Origin of the sequence: Phenylobacterium sp., assembly GCF_035276905.1 — a bacterium.
Lineage (GTDB): Bacteria > Pseudomonadota > Alphaproteobacteria > Caulobacterales > Caulobacteraceae > Phenylobacterium.
On the sequence record NZ_DATELG010000096.1, the window covers coordinates 1 to 25,453 of the forward strand.

The window sequence follows — 25,453 nt, forward strand, 5'->3', positions numbered from 1 at the left end:
CAGGCTTTCGCCGCACGTCTGGACCGCCTTCATGCGGCCGGGCAAGAAGCTGGCCGTGGGCGACTGTGTCGCCTTCGGCGAGACCTGCGACCGCGCCTGTCTGCTGGCCGGCCTCGACGCAGTGGTGAAGGCGAAAGGCGAGGGCGGGGAGGTGACGCTGGCCTTCGACCTTTCCGGTCCGGATCTCGACGCCGCCGTCGCCGAGCGGGGCGCCATGCCGCTGCCGCCCTACATCGCCGCCAAGCGTGGCGAGGACGAGCAGGACCGCGCCGACTACCAGACCGTCTACGCCGACGAGGACGGCTCGGTGGCCGCCCCCACCGCCGGCCTGCACTTCACCCCCGAGCTGTTCGACCGGCTGGCCGCGGCTGGGATCGGGACGGCCTTCGTGACCTTGCACGTCGGCGCAGGCACCTTCCTGCCGGTGAAGACCGAGGACCTTTCCGAGCACCGCATGCACGCCGAATGGGGCGAGGTCGATCAGGCCACAGCCGAGCGGCTGAACGCCGCGCGCGCCGCCGGCGGGCGGATCGTCTGCGTCGGCACGACCTCGCTCCGGCTGCTGGAGTCCGCGACCGGCGCGGACGGCGTGATTCGGCCGTTCATGGACGAGACGGCGATCTTCATCACCCCTGGCTACCGGTTCCGCGCCGCCGACGGCCTGATGACCAACTTCCACCTGCCGAAGTCGACGCTGTTCATGCTCGTCTCGGCCTTTGCAGGGCCTCAGACCATGCGCGCCGCCTATGCGCACGCGATCGACACGGGCTACCGCTTCTACTCCTATGGCGACGCCAGCCTCTTGTGGCGGGCCGAGCCCTGATGGCGGCCTTTCCCTTCTCCATCGCCGCGACCGACGGCCGGGCCCGCACGGGCCTGCTCTCCACTCCGCGCGGCGAGATCCGCACCCCGGCCTTCATGCCGGTCGGCACCGCCGGCACGGTCAAGGCGCTGACCGTCGACCAGGTGGCCGCGACCGGCGCCGACATACTGCTGGGCAACACCTACCATCTGATGCTGCGCCCCTCCGCGGAGCGAGTGGCGAGGCTGGGCGGGCTGCACCGGTTCATGCGCTGGGAGAAGCCGATCCTGACCGATAGCGGCGGCTTCCAGGTCATGTCGCTGTCGAAGATCGCCAAGGTCACCGAAGACGCGGTCACCTTCCAGAGCCACATCGACGGCTCGCGCCACAAGCTGACGCCCGAGCGGTCGATGGAGATCCAGGCGGATCTGCTGGCCTCGGACATCGTCATGCAGCTGGACGAGCTGGTCGCCCTGCCGGCCGAAGAGGGCCGCGCCGCCGAGGCGATGCGCCGCTCGGCCCGCTGGGGCGCGCGCTGCAAGGCCCGTTTCGGCGACCGCGAGGCCCAGGCCCTGTTCGGCATCCAGCAGGGCGGCCTCTCCGAGGCGCTGAGGCGCGAATCCGCCGAGCGGCTGATCGAGACCGGATTCGACGGCTACGCCCTGGGCGGGCTGGCGGTCGGCGAGGGGCACGCGGCGATGTGCGAGGTGCTGGACTTCGCGCCCGCCATGCTGCCGATGGAGCGGCCGCGCTACCTGATGGGCGTGGGCAAGCCGATCGACATCGTCGAGGCCGTCTGGCGCGGCGTCGACATGTTCGACTGCGTGCTGCCGACCCGTTCGGGCCGGCACGGCCAGGCCTGGACCTGGGCGGGACCGGTCAATCTCAAGAACGCCCGCTTCGCCGAGGACGAGAGCCCGCTCGATCCGGAAAGCGACGTCCCCGCCAGCCGCGACTATTCCAAGGCCTACCTGCACCACCTGGTGCGCGCCGATGAGATCCTGGCGAAGGTGCTGCTCTCCTGGCACAACATCGGCTTCTTCCAGCGGCTGATGTCCGAGGTGCGCGCCGCCATCGCCGAGGGACGGATGGACGCCTTCCGCGCCGATTTCCGCGCCCGCCAGCAGACCGGATAGCGGTTAAGCCTGCACCGCCCTTGCGCCGAGGAGGCGCGGCGCCTAAGGTCCGCGCCGCTTCGCCCAGGCTGTCCCGCCGGCGATGCGGGCCGGTAGCTCAGTGGTAGAGCATTCGACTTTTAATCGAATGGTCCTGGGTTCGAATCCCAGCCGGCCTACCAATGATCCAGGTTTTCAGAAGCTTGCTGCGCCGGTTGACGCTCGGCATGGCCGCGGGCTGGGCGGCCGCTTGAGGCTCTGCGGTGAAGGCCCTATCGAGGCCCGAGGCCTTACTGGTATGGGCAACGCATGATGGCCTTGGGACCGCGGCTTGGAAGTCGCCTTCGTGGGTGGCTTTCGCGCCGCAAACTTGAGTGGCAGCTTGTGCGCGGGCGCAGGGTCCTGACCGCTTCCAAGCTGTTCGATCCGGACTGGTATCGCGTCACCTACGAGCTCGAGCCCGCTGCGGACCCGCTCAGGCACTGCCTCTCGGGCCCTGCGGACCGACGGCCAAGCCCCTGGTTCGATGCGGGTTGGTATCTGCGGCGATACCCGGACGTCGGCCGATCCGCCCTGCACCCGCTTGTGCACTATGTACTGTTCGGCGCGAAGGAAGAACGGGCGCCTAATTCGCACTTCGCGACGCGCTGGTATCTGGATAATCACCCCGACGCCGCCAATGCGCTTACTCCGCTTGATCACTACATCGGGGTGGGCGCTGCTCAGCTTGCAGATCCGGCGCCGAATTTCGACGCTGCCTGGTATGCCGCGAACGTCATCGAGGAACATGACCGTGCCTTGGACCCGCTGGCGCACTTCCTATTGAAGGGGCGGTCGGTCGGAGCGCAAACTCAGCCGTTCTTCGTTCCCCAGGCCGGCGAGCCCATTGAACTGGCCCGGCTGGAGACCCTCAAGGCGCTGGAGCCGGCGCACGGCGAGGTCGTCGCGGTGATCACCTTCTCCGCCGTGGGGGGACGTCTGTCGGCCGACGCGCGCGCATTGATCGAGGCGCTGGCTGAGTTGGATGTCCGCGTGGTCATGGTCGTGGAGGCCGACGAGCCCTTCATGCCCGACCCCGAGCTCCTCCAGCGCTTGGCCGGCGGCTATGTGCGTGAGGCCCGGGGGCGCCGCTACGCCGCCTGGACGCATCTGCTGCGCGCCGAACCGCTGCTGTTCTCCGGCAGGATGCTCCTCCTGCTGAACGGCGACGTCGCCGAGGCTTCCGCGCGCTCGGCGTTCAAGCCGCTTCTCCGGCGCCTGCGGACCAGCACCGCCGACGTGCTGGGCGTCATGGTTCCCGCGCCAAACAGACGGCGGCTCGACAGCGACTTCCTCGTCTTCACGGGCAAGTCGCTCGTGACGCCCACGATCCACAACTTCTTCGGCGCCCTCAGGAGCAGCGACAGGGACGAGCGGGAGGCCCGCGCCGATTTCGAGGCGAAGCTGACCGAGGCGATCCTTTCGTCGAGCCTGCAAATGGAGCCGCTGGCGGAAAGTCCGCTCCACTCGCGCGGCGGCGCCGTCTCGCGCCCAGCGCCAGACGCGGCGACCCGCCCGTCGCCGCGACCGCACGGAACGCCGCCGCCCGAGCTCATTGCTCCAGGCTACGTCACGCGGCCGAGCAGGCCCTGGAAAATCGCCTTCATTGGGCCGTGGAACTTCGCCTCGGGGCTTTCGCAAGCCAGTCGCGGCAACATTTCCGCGCTGTGGCGAACCGGCGTTCGACTGAACGTCCACCCGATCGAAGCGCCGTTCCACGTTCACAAGCTGGTCGCTCCCATCATGACCGCTCGTGATTTCGAAGGCGCGGCGGACGCGGTGATCATTCATCTGAACCCGGATGCCTGGGGGGTGCTCACGCCCGCGCTGCAAGCCGTCATCGACAATGCGCGTGTGCGGATCGGCTGCTGGGTCTGGGAGATGGGACACGTGCCGGAGAGCTGGCTGCCCGCGGTCGAGATGGTGGACGAGATCTGGACGCCGAGCGCCTACTGCGCCGAAGTCCTGTCGGCCAACACCGGCAAGCCGGTGTCCGTTGTCCCACATGTCGTCCCGACGCCGCCGGTGGGCGCGAGCGACCGAGCGGCGGTGCTGAACGATCTGGGACTTGAAGCCGACGCGCGCTTCATTCTCTACTCGTTTGACGCGGCGAGCTTCATCGTGCGGAAAAATCCGCAGGCGCTGATCCGCGCGTTCGCGGCGACGGGCCTGGCGGCGCGTGGATGGCGCCTGGTGCTCAAGACGAAGAATTTGATGGATCGGCAGGAGGGGGCCGCGCTGGTGCGGCTGGCCGCCGAAACCGCCGGCGTCCTGCTGATCGAGCGGCAACTCGACCAGGAGGCCTTGGCGGCTCTTTTTGAAGCCGCCGACATCTATGCCTCGCCGCATCGGTCCGAAGGGTTTGGGCTTACGGTCGCCGAGGCGATGGCCATGGGCAAGCATGTCGTGGCCTCGGATTTCGCCGGGGTGCGCGACTTCCTCGATGCGAGTTGCGGCTTCCCCGTTCCCGTCAAAATTATCCAGAATGACCAGGATACGAACGTCTATCCGCGCGGCGGCTATTGGGCCGATGTCAGTGTAACGGACTTCGCCGCAGCCCTCTCGACATGCGCCGCGCAGGTCGAAGCGGGTGACCGCCATATCGGCCATTGCGCGCGGGCGCGTATCGAAGAGCGCCTTTCCGCTGACGCCGTCGCAGGCCGCATGGTCGAGGCGCTGGATAGGGCGCTATCGGTAGCGCCGGAAGGTATCCCAGCAGCATGAGCCAATCCCAGTCTGTTATCGAGACGCCTGCATTCACCGGCTTCTCCGAGTTGCGCTGGAGCAAGCGGTTTCAGCCGTTCTTTCTCGAACCGGACGGGCGCGTGCCGGATCGGCTGGATGGTCTTGAACTGGCTCAGAACGACCGCGACTCATGGGTTGTCTTCGTCGCGCGCGACGCGCTCGCGCCTCATCGTTTCCGCGCCCATGTGGAGGCGCAAACGCTGGAGCGGCACGATGTGGACGTGTTCTACGGCGATGACCTGGCCTTCGGCGAGCCCCCGTCGCGCCAGTACCGCCTGAAGCCCTCTTTCGACCTCGCCCAACTGGTGGCGCAAGACTACATCGCCACGCCGCTCATCGTCAGGGGATCAGCGCTGCACAAGCTGGGCGGCCTGCGCATCGAGATGGGCGACGCCTGCCTCTACGACCTGCTCTTGCGGGCGCAGAAGATTGGTCTCGGGGTCGAGCGGATTCCACAGCTCCTCATGGCCCGGCCGGGCAAGCGGCAGGAGACCTCTCTGGCGGCCCGGCGCGCCGCGCTCCAGGCCTGGATCGGTTCTCGGCCGCTGGAGATCGCCGAGGGCCTGACGCCGACCTCGCTCCAGCTGCGTCGTTCGTTCGAGACATTTCCGCCTGTCACTCTGGTCGTGCCGACGTGCCAAGCGGCCGCAGGTAGCGCGCAGCCATTTGTCGTTCAGTTGCTCGACAGCCTCGCGGCGACGGACTGGCCGATGGACAAGCTTTCGGTCCTGATCGGCGACGACAGTCCGCACGGCCAGATCTTCGCGGGGGAACGGTGGCCCTTTGCGGTGACCCGGGTTCCGACGCCCAGGCCCGCGGATCAGCCGTTCAATTTCGCGGCGAAGATGAACCAGCTTTGGCGCCTCGCCACGACCGAGCACCTGGTGCTCATGAACGATGACGTGAAGGTCCGCTCACCGGGCTGGCTGAAGGCCCTGATGACTTTCGCGCTGGATCGGGACGTGGGCGGCGTCGGCGCTCGCCTCGTGTTTCCAGACGGCACGCTCCAGCACGCCGGGGTGGTGGGCGGTCTCTTCGGCACGGCGGCGCACGCCTGGTTCGGATCGCCGGCCGACCTGCCCACCTACCAGGATTGGGCCTTGATCCAGAGGGAATGGTCCAGCGTGACGGGCGCCGTGTTTGCGACGCGGCGCTCAGTCATGAGCGAGGTCAACGGGTTCGACGAACGCCTCACGCTCGAGTTCAACGACATCGACCTTTGCCTGCGCATGCGGCTGTTGGGATATCGGATCGTCTACACGCCGTTCGCGGAACTCATGCATCGAGAAAAGGCTTCGCGTCGCGACACCTTGCCGGCCGCCGAGGAGGTGGCGCTGTTCCTCAACCGCTGGCGCGATTTCCTGGACAATGATCCTGCCTATCACCCCGCGCTCAGCCGCGACCAGCCGTGTCCGGAGCCGCTCTATACGGCTGCCCTCAACGCTCCCGAGCCAGGCAGTTTTCCAGCCAGCGCCGCTAGCTAGCTGCCCGTCACCAGCACTCGATGCAGCTTGATCGCGAGCTGGCGCGTCTCGGTCGAGCCTTTGACGTGGTGGATGGGGGCGTCGGCGTCGGGCAGGTCGATCTGCAGTTCGAGGCCGTCGGCAGGCCGCGCGCCTTCCGGGAGCGCCAGGTGGAGCGTCGTCAGCTCGCCCTTGTCGAGCCGCCATTCGCCGAGCGTCTGCGCTCCCGTTCGCACACGGATCCTTTGGACCGGGTGTGTAGGTGCGACGAACACCTCGAGCTGCAAGGCGACGTCCGCGGCGCCCGGCGGCAGGGGCGGCAATTTCAGCACGGCCAGCTTCGCCGACGACCAGACGCCGGCGCCGGGCTCGGGCGCCGACCAGCCTGGGCCCAGGCCGGAGAGATAGGTCTGGCCCCGGTCGAAGTAGAGCGAGAGCCGCCAGGTCGCCGCGACCGGGAGGTCGCTTCCCGCCGTCTGGGCGGCGGCGATACTCTTTCGGGCCGCGTCGGCGGCGTCGGCCTTTCGGACAAGCTGCAGCACCATGAATCCGGTCAGCAGCACGAGAAGCGCAATCCCGACGCCGCCGACAATCCGCTTCGCCGTCATACGGTGACCCACATGCAGAGCGTCCAGGCGACCATCAGGAAGCCGTTGAGGGTGGCGAACATGATCAGCGTCGCCGCCGTCGCCGCGGGGCGGGGCGCCAGCAGGCGCGCGGCGGCGATAAAGATGGGAACGACCACCAGGCAGTAGCGGGCATAGGAGGCCAGGCCGCTGGCCATGGGCGGCAGGGTGAGAAACAGGGCCAGGATGAACCACGACCATTGACGCAACGCGGCGAGGGTCGCGACCATCGCCAGCGACAGCCAGGCCGCGACGAAATTGATGACGTCGCCGTCCGGAAGCGACCTTGTGACGAGCGGCGTCAACGGCCGCAGGAGCGGAAACTCAAGGCTCCGGCCCCAGGCCTTCTGCGCGGTGACGAAAGCGATCGGGTCCCCAGTGCGAAGGTAGAGGAACGCACAGAAGCCGGCGAGCGCCAGGAGCGGCGCCGCAAGACCGCCGGCGATGCGAAAGGTCTCGCCGATAAGGCGCCTGTGGCTTGAAGCGTCGCCTTTCCTCCGCGCACGCCGTAGCAGGGCCCAGAGCTCGGGAACCGCAGTCAGCAGGAAAGGCAGGATCAGGCCGATGCCGAGATTGCGGGTCAGGGTTGCGAGCCCGGCGCATGCGCCCGCCGCCAGCCATCTCCTCTCGCGCAGCAAGACGAGGCACGCCGTCAGCGCGAGGAGGAAGAGCGATTCAGTGTAGGCGGAGGAGAATATGTAGCTCCCGGGCACGGCGCAGAGCAGCGTCACGGCGACATCCGCGGTGCGCGTATCGAAAGTCTCCCGTGCGAGCCGGTGGGCCAAAATGAGCGCGCCCAGGAAGCTCAGGTTCGAAAGCCCCACCATGACCGTAAACACCGGCAGGTGGGCGAGATGCGCGACAAAGGCGGCGAGCATCGGGAAGGCGGGGAAGAAGACCCAGTTGACCTGACCGTCAGGACCTGGGTGGGCGGAGTAGCCTTCGTTCGCCAGCGAAACGTACCAGCCGCTGTCCCACTGGCCCCACATCCGCAACGCGGTTGAACCGCCGAAATGCAACGGACTTACGTGGGTTGAAACAGGTTCGATAAAGATCTGCGTCATCAGCCCGACGGCCAGGAGCGCCAATCGGCTCGCGGCGAAGGCGAACAGGACCGCTTTGTAGCGCCGGAAGAACGCGACCAGCGGATGGTGCGGCTCTGCGGCCAGCGCCGTCGAGGCAAGGCATGTCATCGAGCTGGAGATCCGGTCCTGGGGCGACGGTGGCGAGCACGCGGCTGGTCACGCGCCGATCTCAGGTGGCGGCGATTTCAAGTCAAGCCGTTACGACCGCCAGGGGGGCTTGCACAACGGCGGGCGCAGCCCGACCTCAAGGGCCTGATCGAGACGCCGGAGGCTGAGCAATGGCCCGACGGAATCCGTGGGTGAAGCTGGGATTCGACGCCGCCGTGCTGGGCATGGAGACAGCTCAGGTCGTGGGCTTGCGGATGGCCAAGCTGGCGGTCGGAGGCGCAGCCGCCGACGCAGAGGCCAAGCGCATGGTGAGCGAGAAGGTCGATGCGGCCGCGGCCTGGCAAGCCCTGGCCATGACCGGCGCCCTGGGCTTCACGGCGCCGCGGATCGCCTCCCGGACCATGGCGCACTATCGCCGCAAGGTGCGCAAGAACCGCAGACGGCTGATGCGCTCGACCTGAGCGGCGGTGCTTAGTCCTCGGGGCGGTGCGGCGTTACGATCTATTAGAATTCTACCTGGTTGCCGATCCGGAAGAACGTGGTTATGCGCAATTGCATACCCTCAGCTCGAGCGGTGAAGCATGGACAACTCTCGTCGTGTCTTGCGCGCCATGCTTGCGGAGTTGACGCGCCTGGAGAACCGGGTTTGGGCGCGCAATCCGGAGGAAGACGCCCCAACGGAACGTCGCAAGGAAATGCTGGTCTACCTCATGACCGACGGCGAATGGCGCAGATGGTGCGCCATGAGCGCGGTCGTGGCCGAGATGCTGAACCGGATCTAGCCCTCCCGGCCCCGCTCTACCTTCGGCGCGATCGAGGGGATAGGGTCGACGCAGCGCCGTCGGAAGGGGAGCCGGACCATGCAGAAGAACGCAACGCCCGAGGGCGAGTCCCCGTCGCGGCTGATCGACGGAAGGATCGCGGAGCTGGGCGATTGGCGAGGCGAGACGCTGGCCCACGTCCGCGCCCTCATCAAGGAAGCCGACCCCGACGTCGTCGAGGAGTGGAAGTGGCGCGGCGTCCCGGTGTGGTCCGACCGCGGGATCATCTGCACGGGCGAGACCTACAAGAGCGTCGTGAAGCTGACCTTCGCCAAGGGGGCTTCGTTGCCGGATCCTGCGGGCCTGTTCAACTCCAGCCTGGAGGGAAACACCCGGCGCGCCATCGACATCCCGCAGGGCGCATCGCTCGATGTCGAGGCCTTCAAGGCGCTGGTGCGGGCGGCCGTGGACCTGAACCGGACCAAGAAGGCCCGGTAGTCCAGGAGCCCCTCCTGCGGGATCCTAATCGGCGCTGAGGTTCATCAGCGCCGGGTCGCCGCCTTGCGCCGCGGTGTTGATACTGACGGCGCGCTCGACGGCGTAGCGGAGGAGGGCGTGCGGTCCGCCGGCCTTGGGGCCGGTGCCGGAGAGGCCCTCGCCGCCGAACGGCTGGACGCCGACCACCGCGCCGATCATCGAGCGGTTGACATAGGCGTTGCCGGCCGGGACCGCGCGCCGCACCTGCTCGGCGAAGCTGAGCAGCCGGCTGTGGACGCCGAGCGTCAGGCCATAGCCCGCGGCCCGCAAGGGGGCGGCCGCCTTCTCCAGCTCGGCCGGGTCGTAGCGGACCAGGTGCAGGATCGGGCCGAACACCTCGCGCCGCAGGAAGCCGGGGTCGGGGATCTCCGCCAGGACCGGGCCGAAGAACGAGCCGTCCTCGGGCGCCGGCAACCGTCGGAGCACCTTCGCCTCGGCCTCAAGGCGGGCGAGGTGGGCGTCGAGCGCCGTACGCGCCTCCGCGTCGATGACCGGGCCGATGTCGGTGCGCGGATCGGCCGGATCGCCGACGACCAGGGCGTCCATGGCGCCGCCGATCCCCTCGATCAGCGCTTCGGCCGTCTCGTGCGGCACGAACAGCAGGCGCAGCGCCGAGCAGCGCTGGCCGGCCGAGCCGAAGGCCGAGGCGAGCACGTCGTCGATCACCTGTTCGCGCAGCGCCGTGGTGTCGACGAACATGGCGTTCAGCCCGCCGGTCTCGGCGATGAAGGGGACGATCGGCCCGGGCCGGGCGGCAAGGGCGCGGTTGATCGCCCAGGCCGTCTCCGTGCCGCCGGTGAAGGCCACGCCGGCGCAGTCGGAATGGGCGATCAGCGCCTGGCCGACGGTCGGCCCGTCGCCGGGCAGCAGGTGCAGCAGATCCGGATCGAGGCCCGCCGCGAGGAACAGCCGGACCGCCTCGGCGGCGATCAATGGGGTCTGTTCGGCGGGCTTGGCGAGGACCGCGTTGCCGGCCGCCAGCGCCGCGGCGACCTGGCCGGTGAAGATCGCCAACGGGAAGTTCCACGGGCTGATGCAGACGAAGACGCCGCGGCCGTGCAGGGCGAGCTGGTTGGCCTCGCCGACCGGCCCCTTGAGCGTTTCCGGCCGGGCGAACTGGCGCTCGGCGAGGCTTGCGTAATAGCGGCAGAAGTCGGCCGCCTCGCGCACCTCGGCGATACCGTCGGCGAGCGTCTTGCCGGCCTCCCGGACGCATAGGGCGATCAGCCGCTCGCGGGCGGCCTCCAGCCCGTCGGCCATGGCGCGCAGGACCGTGGCGCGTCCTTCGCCGCCCAGGGCGTCCCAGCGGGGCTGGGCGGCGCGGGCGGCGGCGAAGGCGCGGGCGATATCGTCCGGGCCGGCCTCGCCGGCGATCCCGATGCGCCGTGTGCGGCCGGCCGGGGAGCGGCGCTCCTGCGGAGATTGACCGGGGGTCGGCCGGCCGCTGACGATCGGACCGGCCTGGATGGTCTCCAGTGCCTCGCACGCCGCCGCCAGGTCCGAACGCACGCCGGCAATCGACAGGTCGAGGCCGGTGCTGTTGCGCCGCGACCGCCCGTAGAGGTCCATCGGACGGGGAATGCGCGGGTGGGGCCCGGCGCCGGCCGCACGGACGGCGTCGACGGGGTCGTTCACCACCTTCTCGACCGGCGTGCGCTCGTCCAGCAGGGCGTGGACGAAGGAGGTGTTGGCCCCGTTCTCCAGGAGCCGGCGGACCAGGTAGGGCAGGAGGTCCTCGTAACTGCCGACGGGGGCGTAGACCCGCAAAGGGAAAGCCCCGTAGCGCGCCCGCGCGGCCGCATAGAGCGGCTCGCCCATGCCGTGCAGCCGCTGGAACTCCACGGCAAGGCCCGCCTGGCCCGCGAGCTCGCGGACGGCGGCGAGCGTGTGGGCGTTGTGGGTGGCGAACTGCGGATAGAGGTCGGGCGCGGCGGCGATCAGGGCGCGGGCGCAGACCAGGTAGCAGAGATCGGTCGCGGCCTTGGTGGTGAACACCGGATAGCCGGGCATGCCGGCGACCTGGGCGCGCTTGATCTCGCTGTCCCAATAGGCGCCCTTGACCAGCCGCACCATCAGCCGGCGGCCGCTTTCGCGGGCGATGGCCGCCACCGCCGCGATCGTGTTCGGCGCACGGGTCTGGTAGGCCTGCACGGCCAGGCCCAGGCCCCGCCAGGCGCCGAGCGCGGGCTCGCGCGCCAGCCGGTCCAGCAACTCGAGCGAGAGGACCAGGCGGTCGGCCTCCTCGGCGTCGAGGGTCAGGTTGATGTCGGCCGCCGCCGCCTGCGTCGCCAGGCGCAGCAGCCGGGGATAGAGTTCCGTCCAGACGCGGTCCGCCTGGCGCGCCTCGTAGCGGGGCGAGAGCGCCGACAGCTTGACCGAGACGCCGTGGCCGGCCTCCGGGCCCTCGCCCTTCGTGTGGCGGCCGACGACGTCGATGGCGGCGGCGTAGGCGGCCTCGTAGCGCTCGGCGTCGGCGGCGGTGCGGGCGCCTTCGCCCAGCATGTCGAAGGAGCACACGTAGCCCTCGTCCGCGGCGCGCGCGAGGGCGCGCTCGATCGTGGCGCCCAGCACGAACTGCTCGCCCATGATGCGCACCGCGGCCCCGACCGCCCGGCGGATCACCGGCTCGCCCAGTCTGCCGGCGAGCCGGCGCACGAAGCCCGGCAGGTCGCGCGCGGCCTGCTCGTCGGGATCGATCAGCCGGCCGGTCAGCATCAGGCTCCAGGTCGAGGCGTTGACCAGCATGGAGTCCGAGCGGCCGGCGTGGCTCGCCCAGTCGGCCGAGGCGATCTTCTCGGCGATCAGCCGGTCACGGGTGTGCTCGTCGGGAGTCCGCAGCAGGGCCTCGGCCAGGCACATCAGCGCCAGGCCCTCCGGCGTCGAGAGGCTGAATTCCTGCAGGAAGCTCTCCACCACGCCCTGGCGCTTCTGCCTGCGCCGGGCGGCCAGCACCAGGGCCTCGGCCTCGGTCTGCACCGCCCAGCGCGTCTCGGCGCCGAGGGGCTGGGCGGCGAGGGCGGCGGCGACCGCCTGGCGCTCGTCCTGGAACTTCACTGCATCGAGATCGTCGAAACGCATGGGCCTCAATCCCCGCCAGCCGGTATCTATTCGACGTATCCTGATTGCCGGCGGATGTTCGCCGGAAATATGGTGCCTGGACCGGATAATCCTATGGCTGGAGTGAAAATGCCGGAGATCGTGCGCCTGGACGATACCGACCGCCGCCTGCTGCGGGCGCTGCAGGCCGACGGCCGCATCAGCAACCAGGAACTGGCCCAGCGCTGCAACCTCTCGCCGTCGGCCTGTTCGGACCGGCTGCGGCGGCTGCGCGACCAGGGCGTCGTCACCGGCTTCGCCGCCCGGCTGGACCCGGCGAAGATCGGCCGCTCGCTCCTGATCTTCGTCGAGGTGGTGCTCGACCGGACGACCGCGGACGTCTTCGACGAGTTCGCCGCCGCGGCCCGGCGGTCCCCCGACGTGCTGGAGTGCTTCATGGTCGCCGGCGGCTTCGACTACCTGATCAAGGCGCGGGTCCGCGACATGGAGGCCTATCGCGCCTTCCTCGGCGAGGTCCTGGTGCGCATGCCCGGCGTGCGGGAGACGCGCACATATGCGGTGCTGGAGGAGATCAAGGCCGACGCGCCGCTGGCGCTTTGAACGGACGCGTCGGCTCGACCAGCAGCCTCAGGCGGTGATGTTCGGCGGCCCCAGGTGCGCCAGGAAGTCGGGCTTGCCGACAGCCACGCCGTTCGCGCGCAGCAGGGCGTAGGCGGTGGTGACATGGAAGAAGAAGTTCGGCAGGGCGAAGCCGGTCAGATAGCCGCCGCCCTCGAACCGGTAGCCCGAGCCGTTGGGGAACTTCAGCTCCACCGTGCGGGTTTCGGCCGCCTCGAAGGCCGATTGGGGCGCGCTCTGGATGAAGTCGATGGTGCGCTGGCAGCGCGCCTTCAGCTCGGCGAAGCTGGCCTCGGTGTCGGGCATCGACGGGGCCTCGATCCCCGTCAGCCGGGCGACGGCGCTCTTGGCGCTGTCCGACGCCATCTGGAACTGGGCCGGGAAGGGCCGCATGTCGGGGGCGAGCCGCGCCTCCATCAGCGCCGCCTCGGACTTGCCCTCGGCCAGCGCCTTGTCGAGCCAGCCCTGCATGTTGGTCAGGGCGGCGGTGAACACCGGCGCGGACGCGTCGTAGATCGTAAAGCTCATTGGGCCCTCCATGGCTTGCGGCGCAGCTCGCGCCAGGCGGGATATGGCCTCGCCGGCGGCCGGCGGAAGGTCGAGAGAGTTGAGAATTCGGCGGTCAGGGGTCGAGTGGGGGGCGTCTAGGGCAACACCCGATGGATGCGGGTCAGGCGTGGTTTTCAAATGATCCGATCGGCGCGCCGACGGCAAGGCGGCGCTGAAGCCGTACCAGCCGCCGTGGAAGATCATGGACCGGATATTGAATGCGCTCGGCCCCGCCGCTTTCCCGCTCCTCTGGCTGAGCTTCTTCGGCCTGATGATGCTCGCCGCCGCGATCGGACGCGCCGCGCGCGCCCGATGGACTGCTGAGGGCTCCGCCAAGGCCGGGGAGGAGAAGGACGCGCAGGAGGACCTCGTTCTCTCGGCCTCGCTGGGCCTCCTGGCGCTGCTGCTGGGCTTCACCTTCTCGCTCGCCATCGACCGCTTCGAGTCGCGCCGGCGCCTCGTCCTCGAGGAGGCGAATGCGATCGGCACCGCCTATCTGCGCGCGCAGCTGCTTGAAGAACCGCATCGCGCGCGGATGAGTGGGCTGTTGGTGCGCTACACCGACACCAGGATCGCGCTGGCCAAGGCGCCCCCGGGCAAGGTTCGCGACCTGTTGCGCACGAACGACGCGCTCGTCACTCAGATCTGGATCGCGGTGAAGCAGTCGTTCCCGACTATCAAGCAGTACGACTTCTCGAGCACCTACCTGGACTCGATCAATTCGATGATCGACATCGGCTCGGCCCGCGTCGTGGCCCGCGTGGCCAGGGTGCCGTCCGCGGTGCTCGCCGTGCTGCTCCTCTATACGCTCACCACCGCGGCGGTGCTGGGCTACGTGCTGCAGGGGCCCCGGAGCCGGCATGTCGCGGGGTTCCTGGTGGCGCTGCTCAGCCTCGTGCTGGTGCTGATCATCGACGTCAATCGGCCGAGCGCGGGATTGGTCCGCGAAGGCCAGGGCGCGATGGAAAGCCTGCGCAAGACGATGGACACCTGGCGGCCGGCGACGTTCGACGCTCCTGCGCCGCGGTGAGGGCGCCTGCGAAGGAGGCCGACTTCCGGCGCTGCGGCTACGGCAAGCTCGGTTGCTGCGGCGGAGCGGCGACCTGCTTGGCGCCGATCGGCGGCGCGGCGAACCCCGGCGGCGTCTTCTGCCACGGATACCCCGCCCGCCCCAGGTCGTAGCCGACCTTGTAGAGGGCGCGCATGTAGGTCGTGTCGAACTGCTCCTTGTGCGGCGTGTCGAAGCTCGAGGGGACGAAGGCCAGGTTGTAGTCGACCCCGTCGCGCTGGGTGGTGGCGTAGATCCGATAAAGGTCGCCGATCCCCTGGGTCATCATCAGCGAGGAGATCGCGCGGCCGGCGATCGAGAGGGTGCGGCGCTGGACATTGGCCCATTCGGCGTCCAGCCGGGCGTTGCGGATGATGTAGAGGACCCGTTTGCGCTCGACGCCCTCGCGGCGGGCCACGTCAAGCACGTTGAGGGTCGGCGGATAGGCGAAGACCTGCGCCATGGCGCCGCCGTCCACGTGCATCTCCTGATAGTGGACGCCGTTGAGCTCGACGTCGATCATCACTGGCGGGAACGCGCCGGGGATCGCCGCGGAGGCGACCAGGACCTTGCGGAACAGCTCGAGTGCGCCGGGGTCCTGGCTGGCGGCGATCGCCGTCATGTTCCAGATCACCGGCTCTGGCGTATCGAGCAGGGTGGTCCCGACCAGCAGGACCCGCCCCCTGGCCCCCTCGGCGGCGATCTTGTCGAGCAGGGCGCGATCGACGTGGCGGCTGATCATCTTGTAGAGCGGCGTGGTGTCCGACATCGCGTCGCCGAAGAAGGCCGAGATTATGTTCCGGCGCTTGAAGATGTCCTTCTGCGAGACGTCCGTGTAGACCGACTTCAGGACGTCGTCGTACTTCGGGCCGAGAAAGGCGAACGGGGCGATCAACGCCCCGGTGCTGACGCCGGTCACGACCTTGAACTCGGGACGGTCGCCGCGTGCGGTCCAGCCGTTCAGCAGGCCCGCGGTGAAGGCGCCGTCGTCGCCGCCGCCGGAGATCGCCAGGAAGTACGCCGGTGGAAGCGGACCGGTCTGGCCCTGGCTGGCGCGCCACGCCAGTTCCCGTCTCAGGGATTCCCGCGCCGCCTCGGCGAAGTCGCTGCTGTCGCGGGCCACCCGGTATCGGATCGCGTAACTGCCAGGCTGGGCCTGCACCGCCAGCGCCGCGGGGACGGCCGGCTGCCGCACCGGCGTCGTGCAGCCCGCGACGAGCCAGGTCGAGGCCAAGGCGGCGAGCCCGAGGCGCAGGCCTGCCGCGAGCCTGCGGACCAAGGCGCGGACCGGCGCTGCGGCGGACATGGGGCTCCCTCCCTGCGCGCATGACAGGTTCGTAAGCTAGCGCTGGCCCTGAGATGCGGAATCAGGTGCGCACCGGAGGTCGCCGCGGATCGAACCCCTCGGGCGTTCAAGAACAGGACTGCGGCCGAGCCCGTTTTTATAACTCCTTGATGTCCGGCGAGGCGGTTCCGAATGGAGCGCTTACGGCCTTCCCAAGTACTCAGCGTGACCGTTTCGATCCCTTATGCGGGAGAAAGCCGTGTCCGATCTGATCTACCTGGCGGCCGGAGCCGTCGTGCTCCTGCTCTTCGCGGGTTACGCCGTCCTGCTCAGGCGGGCCTGACCGTGCTGATGCTCCTGCTCTACGGCGCCGGCGGCGTGGCCATCGCCGTCTACATGGTCGCGGCCCTGCTGCGACCCGAGAAGTTCTGAGCGCCAAGTTTTGAGCGCCATTGGGCGCCGGCCCGACCCGCTGCATATCGAGAAGGAGACCTCGCCATGGACGCGCGAGGCTGGACTGAGATCATCTTCACCATCGGCCTCTCGGTGGTCCTGGCCTGGCCGCTCGGCCATTACATGGCGCGGATCTGGCGGGGCGAGCGGACCTGGCTCGATCCTGTCCTGCGGCCGGTGGAGGGGGGCCTCTACAAGGCCTTCGGAATCGACCCGAAGAAGGAACAGGGCTGGATGGCCTACGCCTTCTCGATGCTGGCCTTCTCGATCGCCAGCTTCGTGGTTCTCTATCTGATCCTGCGCTTCCAGGACCTGCTGCCTTTGAACCCGCAGGGCTTCAAGGGGACCTCGCCGGACCTGGCTTTCAACACCGCGATCAGCTTCGTCACCAACACCAACTGGCAGTCCTATGTGCCGGAGACGACGCTCTCGACCTTCGCGCAGATGGCGGGGCTGACCTCGCACAACTTCCTCTCGGCGGCGGCCGGCATCGCCATGGCCGCGGCGGTGGCGCGGGCCTTCGCGCTGAACCGCGGGGAGGGGCTGGGCAACTTCTGGGTCGATCTGACCCGGATCAGCCTCTACCTGCTGCTGCCGCTGGCGATCGTCGTCGCCATCGCCTTCGTGGCCCTGGGGGAGCCGCAGACGCTCAGCGCCAACGCCGTCGCCCACACCCTGGAAGGCGCCAAGCAGACCATCAGCCTCTATCCGACCGCCAGCCAGGAAGCGATCAAGCAGATCGGCACCAACGGCGGCGGGATCTTCAACGTCAACTCCGCCCATCCGTTCGAGAACCCGAACGCCTGGACCAACCTGATCGAGATCGTGGCGATGAACGCGCTGGGCTACGCCTGCGTGGTGGCCTTCGGCATCCTGGCCTTCGCCCGCAAGGACGCCCGCGCCCTGGTCGTGGTGATGGCCCTCTTCGTGTTCGGCGCCGCCTCGGCGATCTACGCCACGGAGACGCAAGTCCCCCCCGCCATGCACGCGGTCCACGCCGCCACGGCGGTCAACATGGAGGGCAAGGAGGTCCGCTTCGGCGCGCCCTCGACCGCGGTCTGGGCCGCGGCCACCACCGGCGCCTCGGACGGCGGCGTCAACGCCATGCACGACAGCCTGATGCCGCTCGGTGGCGGGGTGGCGATGTTCATGATCCAGCTCGGCGAGATCCTGCCGGGCGGCGTGGGCTCCGGCCTCTACGGCATGGTCGTGATGGCGCTGATCGCGGTCTTCGTGGCCGGCCTGATGGTCGGGCGCACGCCGGAGTACCTCGGCAAGAAGATCGAGGCGCGGGAGATCAAGTTCGCCATGCTGGCGGTGCTGATCCTGCCCTTGGCGATCCTAAGTTTCGCCGCCGTGGCCGCGGTGCTTCCGGCGGCGCTGAAGGGGCTGGCCAACGCCGGTCCGCACGGCCTGTCGGAGATCCTCTACGCCTATTCCTCCGCGGCCGGGAACAACGGCTCGGCCTTCGCGGGCCTCTCGGCCAATACCCCGTACTGGAACTCCACCCTGGGGATCGCGATGCTGCTCGGCCGCTTCGGCTACGTCGTGCCGGTGCTGGCCATGGCCGGCTCGATCGCCGCCAAGCCGAAGCTGGAGGCCAGCGCCGGCACGCTGCCGACCCATGGGCCCCTGTTCATCGGCCTCCTCGTCGGCGTGATCCTGATCATGGGCGGCCTGCAGTTCTTCCCCGCCCAAGCCCTCGGCCCGATCGTCGAGCACTTCCAGGTGCTGAACGCGATCGCCGGCCGCTGACCTCGTCGGAGCTTCGAGAAACCATGTCCGTCGCAACCGCCCATCTGGGCGAAAAGCGCAGGTCCACCATCGCCGGCACGACGCTCTCCTCGAGCGTGCTCAATCGGGCGATCAAGGACTCCTTCGTCAAGCTGGACCCGCGCAAGCTGGCGCGCAACCCAGTGATCCTGGCGACTGAGGTCGTGGCGGCGCTCGCCACCGTCTCGACGATCAACGCCTTCGTCACCCAGGCCAATCCCTGGTGGGCGCTGCAGGTCGCGCTCTGGCTGTGGTTCACCGTGCTGTTCGCCAACTTCGCCGAGAGCATCGCCGAGGGCCGGGGCAAGGCCGCCGCCGACGCCCTGCGCGCCCAGCGGGTCGACGTGAAGGCCAAGCTGCTGAAGGACCCTGTCGAGGGGACGTGGGCCGCGACCTCGGCGCACAAGCTGAAGGCCGGCGACGTCGTGCTGGTCGAGGCCGGCGACATGATTCCCTCGGACGGCGACATCATCGAGGGCGTGGCCTCGGTCAACGAGGCCGCCATCACCGGGGAGTCCGCACCCGTCATCCGCGAGTCCGGCGGCGACCGCTCCGCGGTGACTGGGGGCACGACGGTGGTCTCCGACTGGATCAAGGTGCGGATCACCGCCGATCCGGGGAACACCTTCCTCGACCGCATGATCGCCATGGTCGAAGGCGCCGAGCGGCGCAAGACGCCGAACGAGCTGGCGCTGACCGTGCTGCTGGCGGGCCTGACCCTGATCTTCCTGATCGCGGTGGCGACCCTGCTGGGCCTTGGCCAGTACTCGGGCGTCAAGCTCGACCCGCTGGTGCTGGGCGCGCTGTTCATCTGCCTGATCCCGACCACCATCGGCGGCCTGCTTTCGGCGATCGGCATCGCCGGCATGGACCGGCTCCTGAAGCACAACGTGCTGGCGACCTCAGGCCGGGCGGTCGAGGCCTCGGGCGACGTCGACACCCTGCTGCTCGACAAGACCGGCACCATCACCCACGGCAACCGCATGGCCACCGAGGTGATCCCGGCGCCGGGCGTCCGGCCGGAGGCCGCGCTGCGGGCGGCGATGATGGCCTCGCTGGCCGACGAGACGCCCGAGGGCCGCTCGATCGTCGACCTGGCGCTGGGCCAGGGCCTGGCGGGAGAGCCGCCGAAGGGCTCCACGCCGGTGCCGTTCAGCGCCCAGACCCGCATCTCCGGCCTCGACGCCGGCAAGGACAGCTGGCGCAAGGGGGCGGTGGACGCGGTGCTGAAGCTCGTCGGCCTCTCGGCCTCGCATACGCCGGCGGAGGTGGCCGCCGTCGTCGACCGCATCGCGCGCGCCGGCGGCACGCCGCTGGCGGTGGCCGAGAACGGCGTCCTGGTCGGCGTCATCCATCTGAAGGACGTGGTCAAGGCGGGCGTGAAGGAGCGTTTCGCCGACCTGCGCCGGATGGGCCTGCGCACGGTGATGATCACCGGCGACAACCCGGTGACCGCCGCGGCCATCGCCTCGGAGGCCGGGGTCGACGACTTCCTGGCCGAGGCCACGCCGGAGGACAAGCTGCGCCTGATCCGCGCGGAGCAGGCCAAGGGCCGCCTGGTCGCCATGTGCGGCGACGGGTCGAACGATGCGCCGGCGCTGGCCCAGGCCGACGTCGGCGTGGCGATGCAGACCGGGACCCAGGCCGCCCGCGAGGCCGGCAACATGGTCGACCTCGACAGCGATCCCACCAAGGTCATCGAGATCGTCGAGGTCGGGAAGCAGATGCTGATCACCCGCGGCGCGCTGACGACCTTCTCGATCGCCAACGACGTGGCCAAGTACTTCGCCATCATTCCGGCGATCTTCGTCGTCTCGCTGCCGGCGCTCGGCGCGCTCAACGTCATGCACCTCGCCAATCCGCGCAGCGCGATCCTGTCGGCGGTGATCTTCAACGCCCTGATCATCATCGCGCTGGTGCCGCTGGCGCTGAGGGGCGTGAAGTACCGTCCGATCGGCGCCGCGAAGCTGCTGCAGCGGAACCTCTTGATCTACGGCCTGGGCGGGGTCGTGGCGCCGTTCATCGGCATCAAGATCGTCGATCTGACCATCACCGCCATCGGTTTGGCTTAAGGTAAGGCCGGAGCAAGACCATGCTTTCCGAAATTCGCCCCGCCATCGTCTCGACCGTGCTGTTCACGGCCCTCCTGGGCGTGGCCTATCCGCTGGCGATCACCGGGCTCGCCAAGGTCGCCTTTCCCTGGCAGGCGGAGGGCAGCCTGCTGCGCGGCGACCACGGCCAGGTGATCGGCTCGGCCCTGATCGGCCAGGGGTTCGCCAAGGACGAGTACCTGCATCCGAGGCCGTCCGCGGCCGGCGCGGGCGGCTACGACGCCTCGAACTCGTCGGGCTCGAACTACGGCCCGCTGAGCGCCGACCTCGCCAAGCGGGTCAAGGGCGACGCCCAGGCCATGCGCGCCTCGACCGGCCAGGCCGAGATCCCCGACGACGCGATCACCACCTCGGCCTCGGGGCTCGACCCGGACATCTCGCCGGCCTACGCCAACCTGCAGGTCGAGCGGATCGCCAAGGCCCGCGGCGCGCCGGTCGAGGAGGTGCGCAAGCTGATCGACGCCCATGTGCAGAGGCCCGCGCTGGGCTTCCTGGGCCAACCGCACGTCAATGTGCTGATGACCAATCGCGCGCTTGACGCGGCCTTGCCGAAGGGGAGCGCGAAGGCTTCATGAACGCCGACGAGCCGCGCCGCCCCGATCCCGACGCCCTCCTGAAGGAAGCGGCGAAGGCCGGGCGCGGCCGGCTCAAGATCTTCCTCGGCATGGCGCCGGGCGTCGGCAAGACCTACGAGATGCTCCACCAGGCGGGCCGCCGCCGCGCGGAGGGCGGCGAGGTGCTGGTCGGCGTCGTCGAGACCCACGGCCGGCGGGAGACCGAGGCCCTGGTCGCCGAGCTGGAGGTGCTGGCCCGCAAGCCGATCGACTACAAGGGCCGCACCCTCCTCGAGTTCGACATCGACGCAGCGCTCGCCCGCAAGCCGGCCCTGCTGCTGGTCGACGAGTACGCCCACTCCAACGTCCCGGGCTCGCGCCATCCCAAGCGGTGGCAGGACGTCGAGGAACTGCTGAACGCCGGCGTCAACGTCTGGACCACCCTCAACGTCCAGCACCTCGAGAGCCTGGTGGACGTGGTCTGGAAGATCACCGGCGTGCGCCAGCGCGAGACGGTGCCCGACTCCGCGCTCTCCCGGGCCGACGATATCGAGTTCGTCGACATCACGCCGGACGAGCTTCGCCAGCGGCTCTCCGAGGGCAAGGTCTACCTGCCCGACACCGCCCGCATGGCGGCGACCAACTTCTTCAAGCCGGAGAACCTGACGGCGCTGCGCGAACTGGCGCTGCGCCGCATGGCCCAGACCGTCGACGACCAGCTGGTCGCGGCCATGAAGCAGCGCGGGGTCGAGGGGCCGTGGGCGGCCGGCGAGCGGATCCTGGTGCTGGTGGGGCCGGACGCGGTCGCCCAGAGCCTCGTGCGGGCCGGACGCAGGCTCTCGGACATGATGATGGACGCGCCCTGGACGGTCGCCTTCGTCGAACGGCCGAACCATCGTTCGCCGGACGATGCGGGCGCCGCGCGGCTCGCCGCCGCCTTCAAGCTGGCCGAGCAGCTGGGCGGAACCAGCGTGGTTCTGACGGGCGATGATGTGATCGGCACGGTGCTCGACTACGCCCTGCAGAACAACGTCACCCAGATCGTCGTCGGCAAGTCCAACGCCTCGCGGTTGCGGGCGCTGATGGGCCGGGCGCTGATCCCGGCGCTCGCCGAGCGCATTACGGGCGCGGCCCTGCACATCATCACCGCCGAGACCCATCCCGAGCCAGAGCCTGCGCACAAGCTCACGCCGCCGACCTCGCTCCTGGCCTGGCGTGGCCACCTCGTCTCGATCGGCTTCGTGGCCATCGCCGGCGGCTTCGCGAGCCTGGTCGACCAGTTCTCGCATGGCGCCAACCTCGCCATGATCTTCCTGGTCAGCGTGCTCGTCAGCGGCCTGGCCTTCGGGCTATGGCCGGCGGTGACGGCCGCGGCGCTGGCGGCCTTCGTCTACAACTTCTTCTTCCTCGAGCCGCGGCTGTCGATCCGCATCGGCCACACGACCGACGTGCTGACCTTCCTGGTGTTCTTCGCGGTCGCCATGACGACCGGCTGGCTCACCGGGCGGGTCCGCGACCAGAGCCTGGCGACTTCCCGGCGCGCCTCAGCGGTCTCGGCCCTGCTGGCGGCGGGGCGGCGGCTGTCGTCCGCGGCGGACCGCTATGCGGCCGCCGAAGTGCTGGCCGAGCACATGGCCGCGGCCACCGGCGGCGGGGCGGTGGTTTTCCTGCCCGGCGGCGACGACGTGATTCCGGTGGCGGGCTCGCCCGGCATGCCGGTGTTCGGCCCGGCCGACGTCGCCGCCGCGCGCTGGGCCTGGCAGTACGGCGAGCCGGCCGGGGCGGAGACCGGCACCCTGCCCAGCGCCACCTGGACCTATCGGCCGCTACAGGGCGTGCGGGCGCGTTCGGGGGTGGCGGCGGTGGAACCGAAGGCCCTGCAGACCGAGGAGGGCGCGCGGTTCGTGGCCTCCCTGCTCGACCAGGGGGCCGTGGCCCTCGAGCGCGCCGAGTTCGCCGCCGACGCCGCCGAGGCCGAGGCGCTGCGCCGCTCCGACAAGCTGCGCTCGGCGCTGCTGAACTCGGTGAGCCACGACCTGCGCACGCCGCTCGCGACCGTGCTGGGCTCGGCCACCACCCTGATCGAATACGGCGACGCGCTGGAAAAGCCGGTCAGCCTCGACCTCCTGGCCAGCATCCGCGAGGAGGCCGAGCGGTTGAACCGCTATGTCGGCAACCTGCTGGACATGACGCGGCTGGAGGGCGGCGGCCTGAACATCCGCGCCGACTGGCTCGACGTCCGCGACGTGCTCGGCTCGGCCCTGGACCGGGTGTCGCGAAGGCTGGGCCACCGCAAGGTGACGCGCGATTTCCCGCCGGAGCTGGCGCTGGTCAAGGCCGACCAGGCGCTGCTGGAACAGGCGCTGGTCAACATCCTCGAGAACGCCATCGCCTACAGCCCCGACGATTCGACGATCGAGCTCGCCGCCTACGAGGACCGCAACAACGTGGTGCTGAGCATCGAGGACGAGGGGCGGGGGATTCCCACCGCGGAGCTGGAGCGGGTCTTCGAGAAATTTCGCCGCATGGAGGAGTCGACCGACCGCGGCAAGGGCTCGGGCCTCGGGCTCGCCATCTCGAAAGGGTTCGTCGAGGCCATGGGCGGCCGGATCGCCGCCGCCAGCCCGATCCACGAAGGCCGCGGCACGCGAATCCTGATCAGCTTGCGCAAAGAGGGGGCGCTCGAGTCGAAGCCCTTGGCCGCGCATGCATAAGCCCCGCATCCTCGTCGTCGACGACGAGCCGCAGATCCACCGCTTTCTCGGCCCGGCGCTGAACGCCGCCGGCTATGAGCCCGTGCGCGCCGACAGCGGCCGCGAGGCGCTGGCGGAGATCGCCCGCAAGCCGCCGGAGGCGGTGGTGCTGGACCTCGGCCTGCCCGATCTCGACGGCCAGGAGGTGCTCAAGCGGGCGCGCGACTTCTACGAAGGGCCGGTGGTCATCCTCTCGGCCCGCGACCGCGAGATCGAGAAGATCGAGGCGCTGGACGCCGGCGCCGACGACTATGTCGAAAAGCCGTTCCGGGTCGGCGAACTCTTGGCGCGCCTGCGGGTGGTGATGCGCCGCCAGCAGCGCCAGCAGGAGGAGCCGCCGCCGGTGGTGCACGCCGGCGACCTGGTGATCGACCTGCCGCGCCGGCTGGTGACCCGCGCCGGCGAGGCGCTGCGCCTGTCGCCCAAGGAGTACGATCTCCTGGCCAAGCTCGCCGAGGCCGACGGCAAGGTGCTGACCCACAAGGAGCTGCTGGTCTCGATCTGGGGCCCGGCGCATGCTCACGACATGCAGTATCTGCGGGTGTTCATCGGCCAGCTTCGGCAGAAGATCGAGGCTGATCCGGCCGCGCCGAAACTGATCCTGACGCAGCCCGGCATCGGCTACCGCTTCATGGCCGACGAGGCCCTGCGGCCTAGTGGAGCCTAGCGCCGCGGCGTGCGCCGGACTCCAGGGCGACCGCCAGATAGGCCGAGACCACGTCGACGAAGCGCTCGGGCCGTTCGGGCCGTTCGACCGTGGCGCGCTTGAAGCCGACGCCGATCACGCAGCCCGTGTCGGAGGCCGTGGAGACCGGCCAGTACTCGAACGCCGACTGGTCGAACGGATAGGTCTCGGCGCGCACGTGCAGCCGGTCGGAGAGTGCGGCCGCGGCGGCGGCTTCGTCCTGCGGCGTCACCTGCGGGCCGCCGGCGCTCGCCGCCTGGCGAAGGGGTCCGGCCCCGCGCAGGAAGATCACCACCGGCGCCGCGAAGATCCGGTGCAGCGTCTCGGCGGCGGCCTGCAGGACTTCCGGCTGCGGCCTGGCGGCGATGACCACCTGGGCCAGCTTCTGCAGCGCCTCGGCCCGCTCCGCCGCAAGCGCGGCCTCGACCGCTCGCCGCCGTGACTGCGCCGCCGCCGTCGTGGTGATCGCGGCGACCACCAGCAGCAGGCCCGCCGCCCAAATGTCCGAGGGGGTCGCGATGCGGAGCGAGTAATAGGGGACGGTGAAGAAGAAGTCGAAGGCCAGCACGCCGAGGATCACCGCAGCCAATGAGGGGCCCCAGCCGAAGGCGACGCCGGCGATCACCACCGGCAGGACGAAGATCAGCGTCAGGTTCGGCGCGGCGATCAGGTTCTTGACCACGAACGCCAGGACGGTGGCCGCGCCCACCAGCAGCAGCGACACCGCGTACTGACTCACGGCGGGCAGGCCGCGCGCCGCGCGCGTACCGGCCGACTGTTGCGGGCGTTGGGCCAAAGCTGCGCCGTCGCCCGCAAGGACATCCGACATGACCCGCTCCTTCCGCCGTCTCGACCGCCCGCAGCCTAAGGCTTTGCGGCATAAACGATCGATATGGAATCGGAGGTCCCTGGTCGCAGGCGCGCCGCGCCCTACGACGGCGGCCGCAGCACCAGCGAGGGGATGCCCCAGGTCTCCTTCAGCCGCTTGACCAGGGCGTGACCGCCGCTGGGCTCGGCGGGCGGGGCCTCGACGATCGCCAGGTCGACGTCGGCGCGGGCCGCCAGGGCCAGGGCGTGGCCGGCAGTATAGACGGGACCCAGGATGCAGATCCCTCGATCAACCAATGTCCGGACGAGCTCGTCTCGGTAGACTTCGGAATGACACGCGACGAGAACAGTCGAGAACATTGGGAGATGTGCGATGGCGTTTTCGATCAGTTCCATGATCAGGTTGGACACGGTGTCGCTGCCTGTGGTCAATCGACCCGGCCGTTGAATTTAATGTG

The 25,453-nt window shown here is 69.5% G+C and carries 22 protein-coding genes and 1 tRNA gene; 16 read left to right on the forward strand and 7 right to left on the reverse strand.

Going from position 1 to position 25,453, the window contains the following annotated elements; all coding sequences use genetic code 11:
- From queA to VJS38_RS04040, 5 genes are all read left to right on the forward strand, one after another.
- Window positions 1–823 (forward strand): tRNA preQ1(34) S-adenosylmethionine ribosyltransferase-isomerase QueA (gene queA, locus VJS38_RS04020; RefSeq protein ID WP_324086864.1); only part of this gene is annotated, 823 nt, incomplete at its 5' end.
- Window positions 823–1,938: a tRNA guanosine(34) transglycosylase Tgt gene (gene tgt, locus VJS38_RS04025; RefSeq protein ID WP_324086865.1), complete on the forward strand. Its 1,116-nt coding sequence runs from the start codon at window positions 823–825 to the stop codon at window positions 1,936–1,938. The genes queA and tgt, both read left to right, overlap by 1 nt.
- Before the next feature lie 86 nt (window positions 1,939–2,024).
- A tRNA-Lys gene (locus tag VJS38_RS04030) sits at window positions 2,025–2,099 on the forward strand.
- Between the two features lie 403 nt (window positions 2,100–2,502).
- Window positions 2,503–4,680, forward strand: coding sequence for a glycosyltransferase (locus VJS38_RS04035; protein WP_324086866.1), 2,178 nt, complete (start codon window positions 2,503–2,505; stop codon window positions 4,678–4,680).
- On the forward strand, window positions 4,677–6,185 hold the full coding sequence (locus VJS38_RS04040) for a glycosyltransferase family 2 protein (protein WP_324086867.1): 1,509 nt from the start codon (window positions 4,677–4,679) through the stop codon (window positions 6,183–6,185). The genes VJS38_RS04035 and VJS38_RS04040 overlap by 4 nt, the downstream gene beginning before the upstream one ends.
- Here the strand turns inward: VJS38_RS04040 and VJS38_RS04045 are convergent.
- Window positions 6,182–6,772, reverse strand: a complete 591-nt coding sequence (locus VJS38_RS04045) for a hypothetical protein (protein ID WP_324086868.1) — start codon at window positions 6,770–6,772, stop codon at window positions 6,182–6,184. The two genes, VJS38_RS04040 and VJS38_RS04045, sit on opposite strands and share 4 nt — an antisense overlap.
- Complete coding sequence (locus VJS38_RS04050) at window positions 6,769–7,878, reverse strand: glycosyltransferase family 39 protein (RefSeq protein ID WP_324086869.1); 1,110 nt, start codon at window positions 7,876–7,878, stop codon at window positions 6,769–6,771. Before VJS38_RS04050 ends, VJS38_RS04045 begins: the two co-directional genes overlap by 4 nt.
- A gap of 275 nt (window positions 7,879–8,153) precedes the next feature.
- On the opposite strand from VJS38_RS04050, the gene VJS38_RS04055 reads away from it, so the two are divergent.
- The 3 genes from VJS38_RS04055 to VJS38_RS04065 all read left to right on the forward strand — a co-directional run bounded on the left by VJS38_RS04055 (window position 8,154) and on the right by VJS38_RS04065 (window position 9,242).
- The gene (locus VJS38_RS04055) at window positions 8,154–8,444 is read left to right on the forward strand and encodes a hypothetical protein (RefSeq protein WP_324086870.1); all 291 of its coding nucleotides are present in this window, start codon (window positions 8,154–8,156) and stop codon (window positions 8,442–8,444) included.
- A gap of 120 nt (window positions 8,445–8,564) precedes the next feature.
- The gene (locus tag VJS38_RS04060; RefSeq protein WP_324086871.1) at window positions 8,565–8,765 is read left to right on the forward strand and encodes a hypothetical protein; all 201 of its coding nucleotides are present in this window, start codon (window positions 8,565–8,567) and stop codon (window positions 8,763–8,765) included.
- Between the two features lie 78 nt (window positions 8,766–8,843).
- Window positions 8,844–9,242 (forward strand): DUF1801 domain-containing protein, encoded by a 399-nt coding sequence (locus VJS38_RS04065; RefSeq protein WP_324086872.1) that lies wholly within the window; start codon window positions 8,844–8,846, stop codon window positions 9,240–9,242.
- Window positions 9,243–9,266: 24 nt separating this feature from the next.
- Here the strand turns inward: VJS38_RS04065 and putA are convergent, their stop codons facing one another.
- Entirely contained in the window at window positions 9,267–12,359 is a 3,093-nt protein-coding gene (putA, locus tag VJS38_RS04070; protein WP_324086873.1) for a bifunctional proline dehydrogenase/L-glutamate gamma-semialdehyde dehydrogenase PutA, read from the reverse strand.
- Between the two features lie 93 nt (window positions 12,360–12,452).
- On the opposite strand from putA, the gene VJS38_RS04075 reads away from it, so the two are divergent.
- Window positions 12,453–12,938, forward strand: coding sequence for an Lrp/AsnC ligand binding domain-containing protein (locus VJS38_RS04075; RefSeq protein WP_414692407.1), 486 nt, complete (start codon window positions 12,453–12,455; stop codon window positions 12,936–12,938).
- Between the two features lie 27 nt (window positions 12,939–12,965).
- On the opposite strand, the gene VJS38_RS04080 is transcribed toward VJS38_RS04075, so the two are convergent.
- Window positions 12,966–13,484 (reverse strand): DUF1993 domain-containing protein, encoded by a 519-nt coding sequence (locus VJS38_RS04080; protein ID WP_324086874.1) that lies wholly within the window; start codon window positions 13,482–13,484, stop codon window positions 12,966–12,968.
- 292 nt (window positions 13,485–13,776) lie between these two features.
- On the opposite strand from VJS38_RS04080, the gene VJS38_RS04085 reads away from it, so the two are divergent.
- Entirely contained in the window at window positions 13,777–14,535 is a 759-nt protein-coding gene (locus VJS38_RS04085; RefSeq protein WP_324086875.1) for a hypothetical protein, read from the forward strand.
- A gap of 37 nt (window positions 14,536–14,572) precedes the next feature.
- Here the strand turns inward: VJS38_RS04085 and VJS38_RS04090 are convergent, their stop codons facing one another.
- Window positions 14,573–15,859, reverse strand: a complete 1,287-nt coding sequence (locus VJS38_RS04090) for a patatin-like phospholipase family protein (RefSeq protein ID WP_324086876.1) — start codon at window positions 15,857–15,859, stop codon at window positions 14,573–14,575.
- 330 nt (window positions 15,860–16,189) lie between these two features.
- On the opposite strand from VJS38_RS04090, the gene VJS38_RS20975 reads away from it, so the two are divergent.
- From VJS38_RS20975 to VJS38_RS04115, 6 genes are all read left to right on the forward strand, one after another.
- Window positions 16,190–16,270 carry a potassium-transporting ATPase subunit F gene (locus VJS38_RS20975; protein WP_414692408.1) on the forward strand — a complete coding sequence of 27 codons (81 nt, stop codon included), beginning with the start codon at window positions 16,190–16,192 and terminating at the stop codon, window positions 16,268–16,270.
- Window positions 16,271–16,336: 66 nt separating this feature from the next.
- Window positions 16,337–18,046, forward strand: coding sequence for a potassium-transporting ATPase subunit KdpA (kdpA, locus tag VJS38_RS04095; RefSeq protein ID WP_324086877.1), 1,710 nt, complete (start codon window positions 16,337–16,339; stop codon window positions 18,044–18,046).
- A gap of 23 nt (window positions 18,047–18,069) precedes the next feature.
- Window positions 18,070–20,136 (forward strand): potassium-transporting ATPase subunit KdpB, encoded by a 2,067-nt coding sequence (gene kdpB, locus VJS38_RS04100; RefSeq protein ID WP_324086878.1) that lies wholly within the window; start codon window positions 18,070–18,072, stop codon window positions 20,134–20,136.
- Window positions 20,137–20,156: 20 nt separating this feature from the next.
- Window positions 20,157–20,750 carry a potassium-transporting ATPase subunit KdpC gene (gene kdpC / locus VJS38_RS04105; protein WP_324086879.1) on the forward strand — a complete coding sequence of 198 codons (594 nt, stop codon included), beginning with the start codon at window positions 20,157–20,159 and terminating at the stop codon, window positions 20,748–20,750.
- Window positions 20,747–23,443: a sensor histidine kinase KdpD gene (locus VJS38_RS04110; RefSeq protein WP_324086880.1), complete on the forward strand. Its 2,697-nt coding sequence runs from the start codon at window positions 20,747–20,749 to the stop codon at window positions 23,441–23,443. Before kdpC ends, VJS38_RS04110 begins: the two co-directional genes overlap by 4 nt.
- The gene (locus VJS38_RS04115) at window positions 23,436–24,149 is read left to right on the forward strand and encodes a response regulator transcription factor (protein WP_324086881.1); all 714 of its coding nucleotides are present in this window, start codon (window positions 23,436–23,438) and stop codon (window positions 24,147–24,149) included. The genes VJS38_RS04110 and VJS38_RS04115 overlap by 8 nt, the downstream gene beginning before the upstream one ends.
- Here VJS38_RS04115 and VJS38_RS04120 read toward each other — a convergent pair.
- Both VJS38_RS04120 and VJS38_RS04125 read right to left on the reverse strand, forming a co-directional pair.
- Window positions 24,136–24,996, reverse strand: coding sequence for a DUF4118 domain-containing protein (locus tag VJS38_RS04120; RefSeq protein WP_324086882.1), 861 nt, complete (start codon window positions 24,994–24,996; stop codon window positions 24,136–24,138). The two genes, VJS38_RS04115 and VJS38_RS04120, sit on opposite strands and share 14 nt — an antisense overlap.
- Before the next feature lie 101 nt (window positions 24,997–25,097).
- Complete coding sequence (locus VJS38_RS04125; RefSeq protein WP_324086883.1) at window positions 25,098–25,406, reverse strand: hypothetical protein; 309 nt, start codon at window positions 25,404–25,406, stop codon at window positions 25,098–25,100.
- Between the last annotated feature and the right edge of the window lie 47 nt (window positions 25,407–25,453).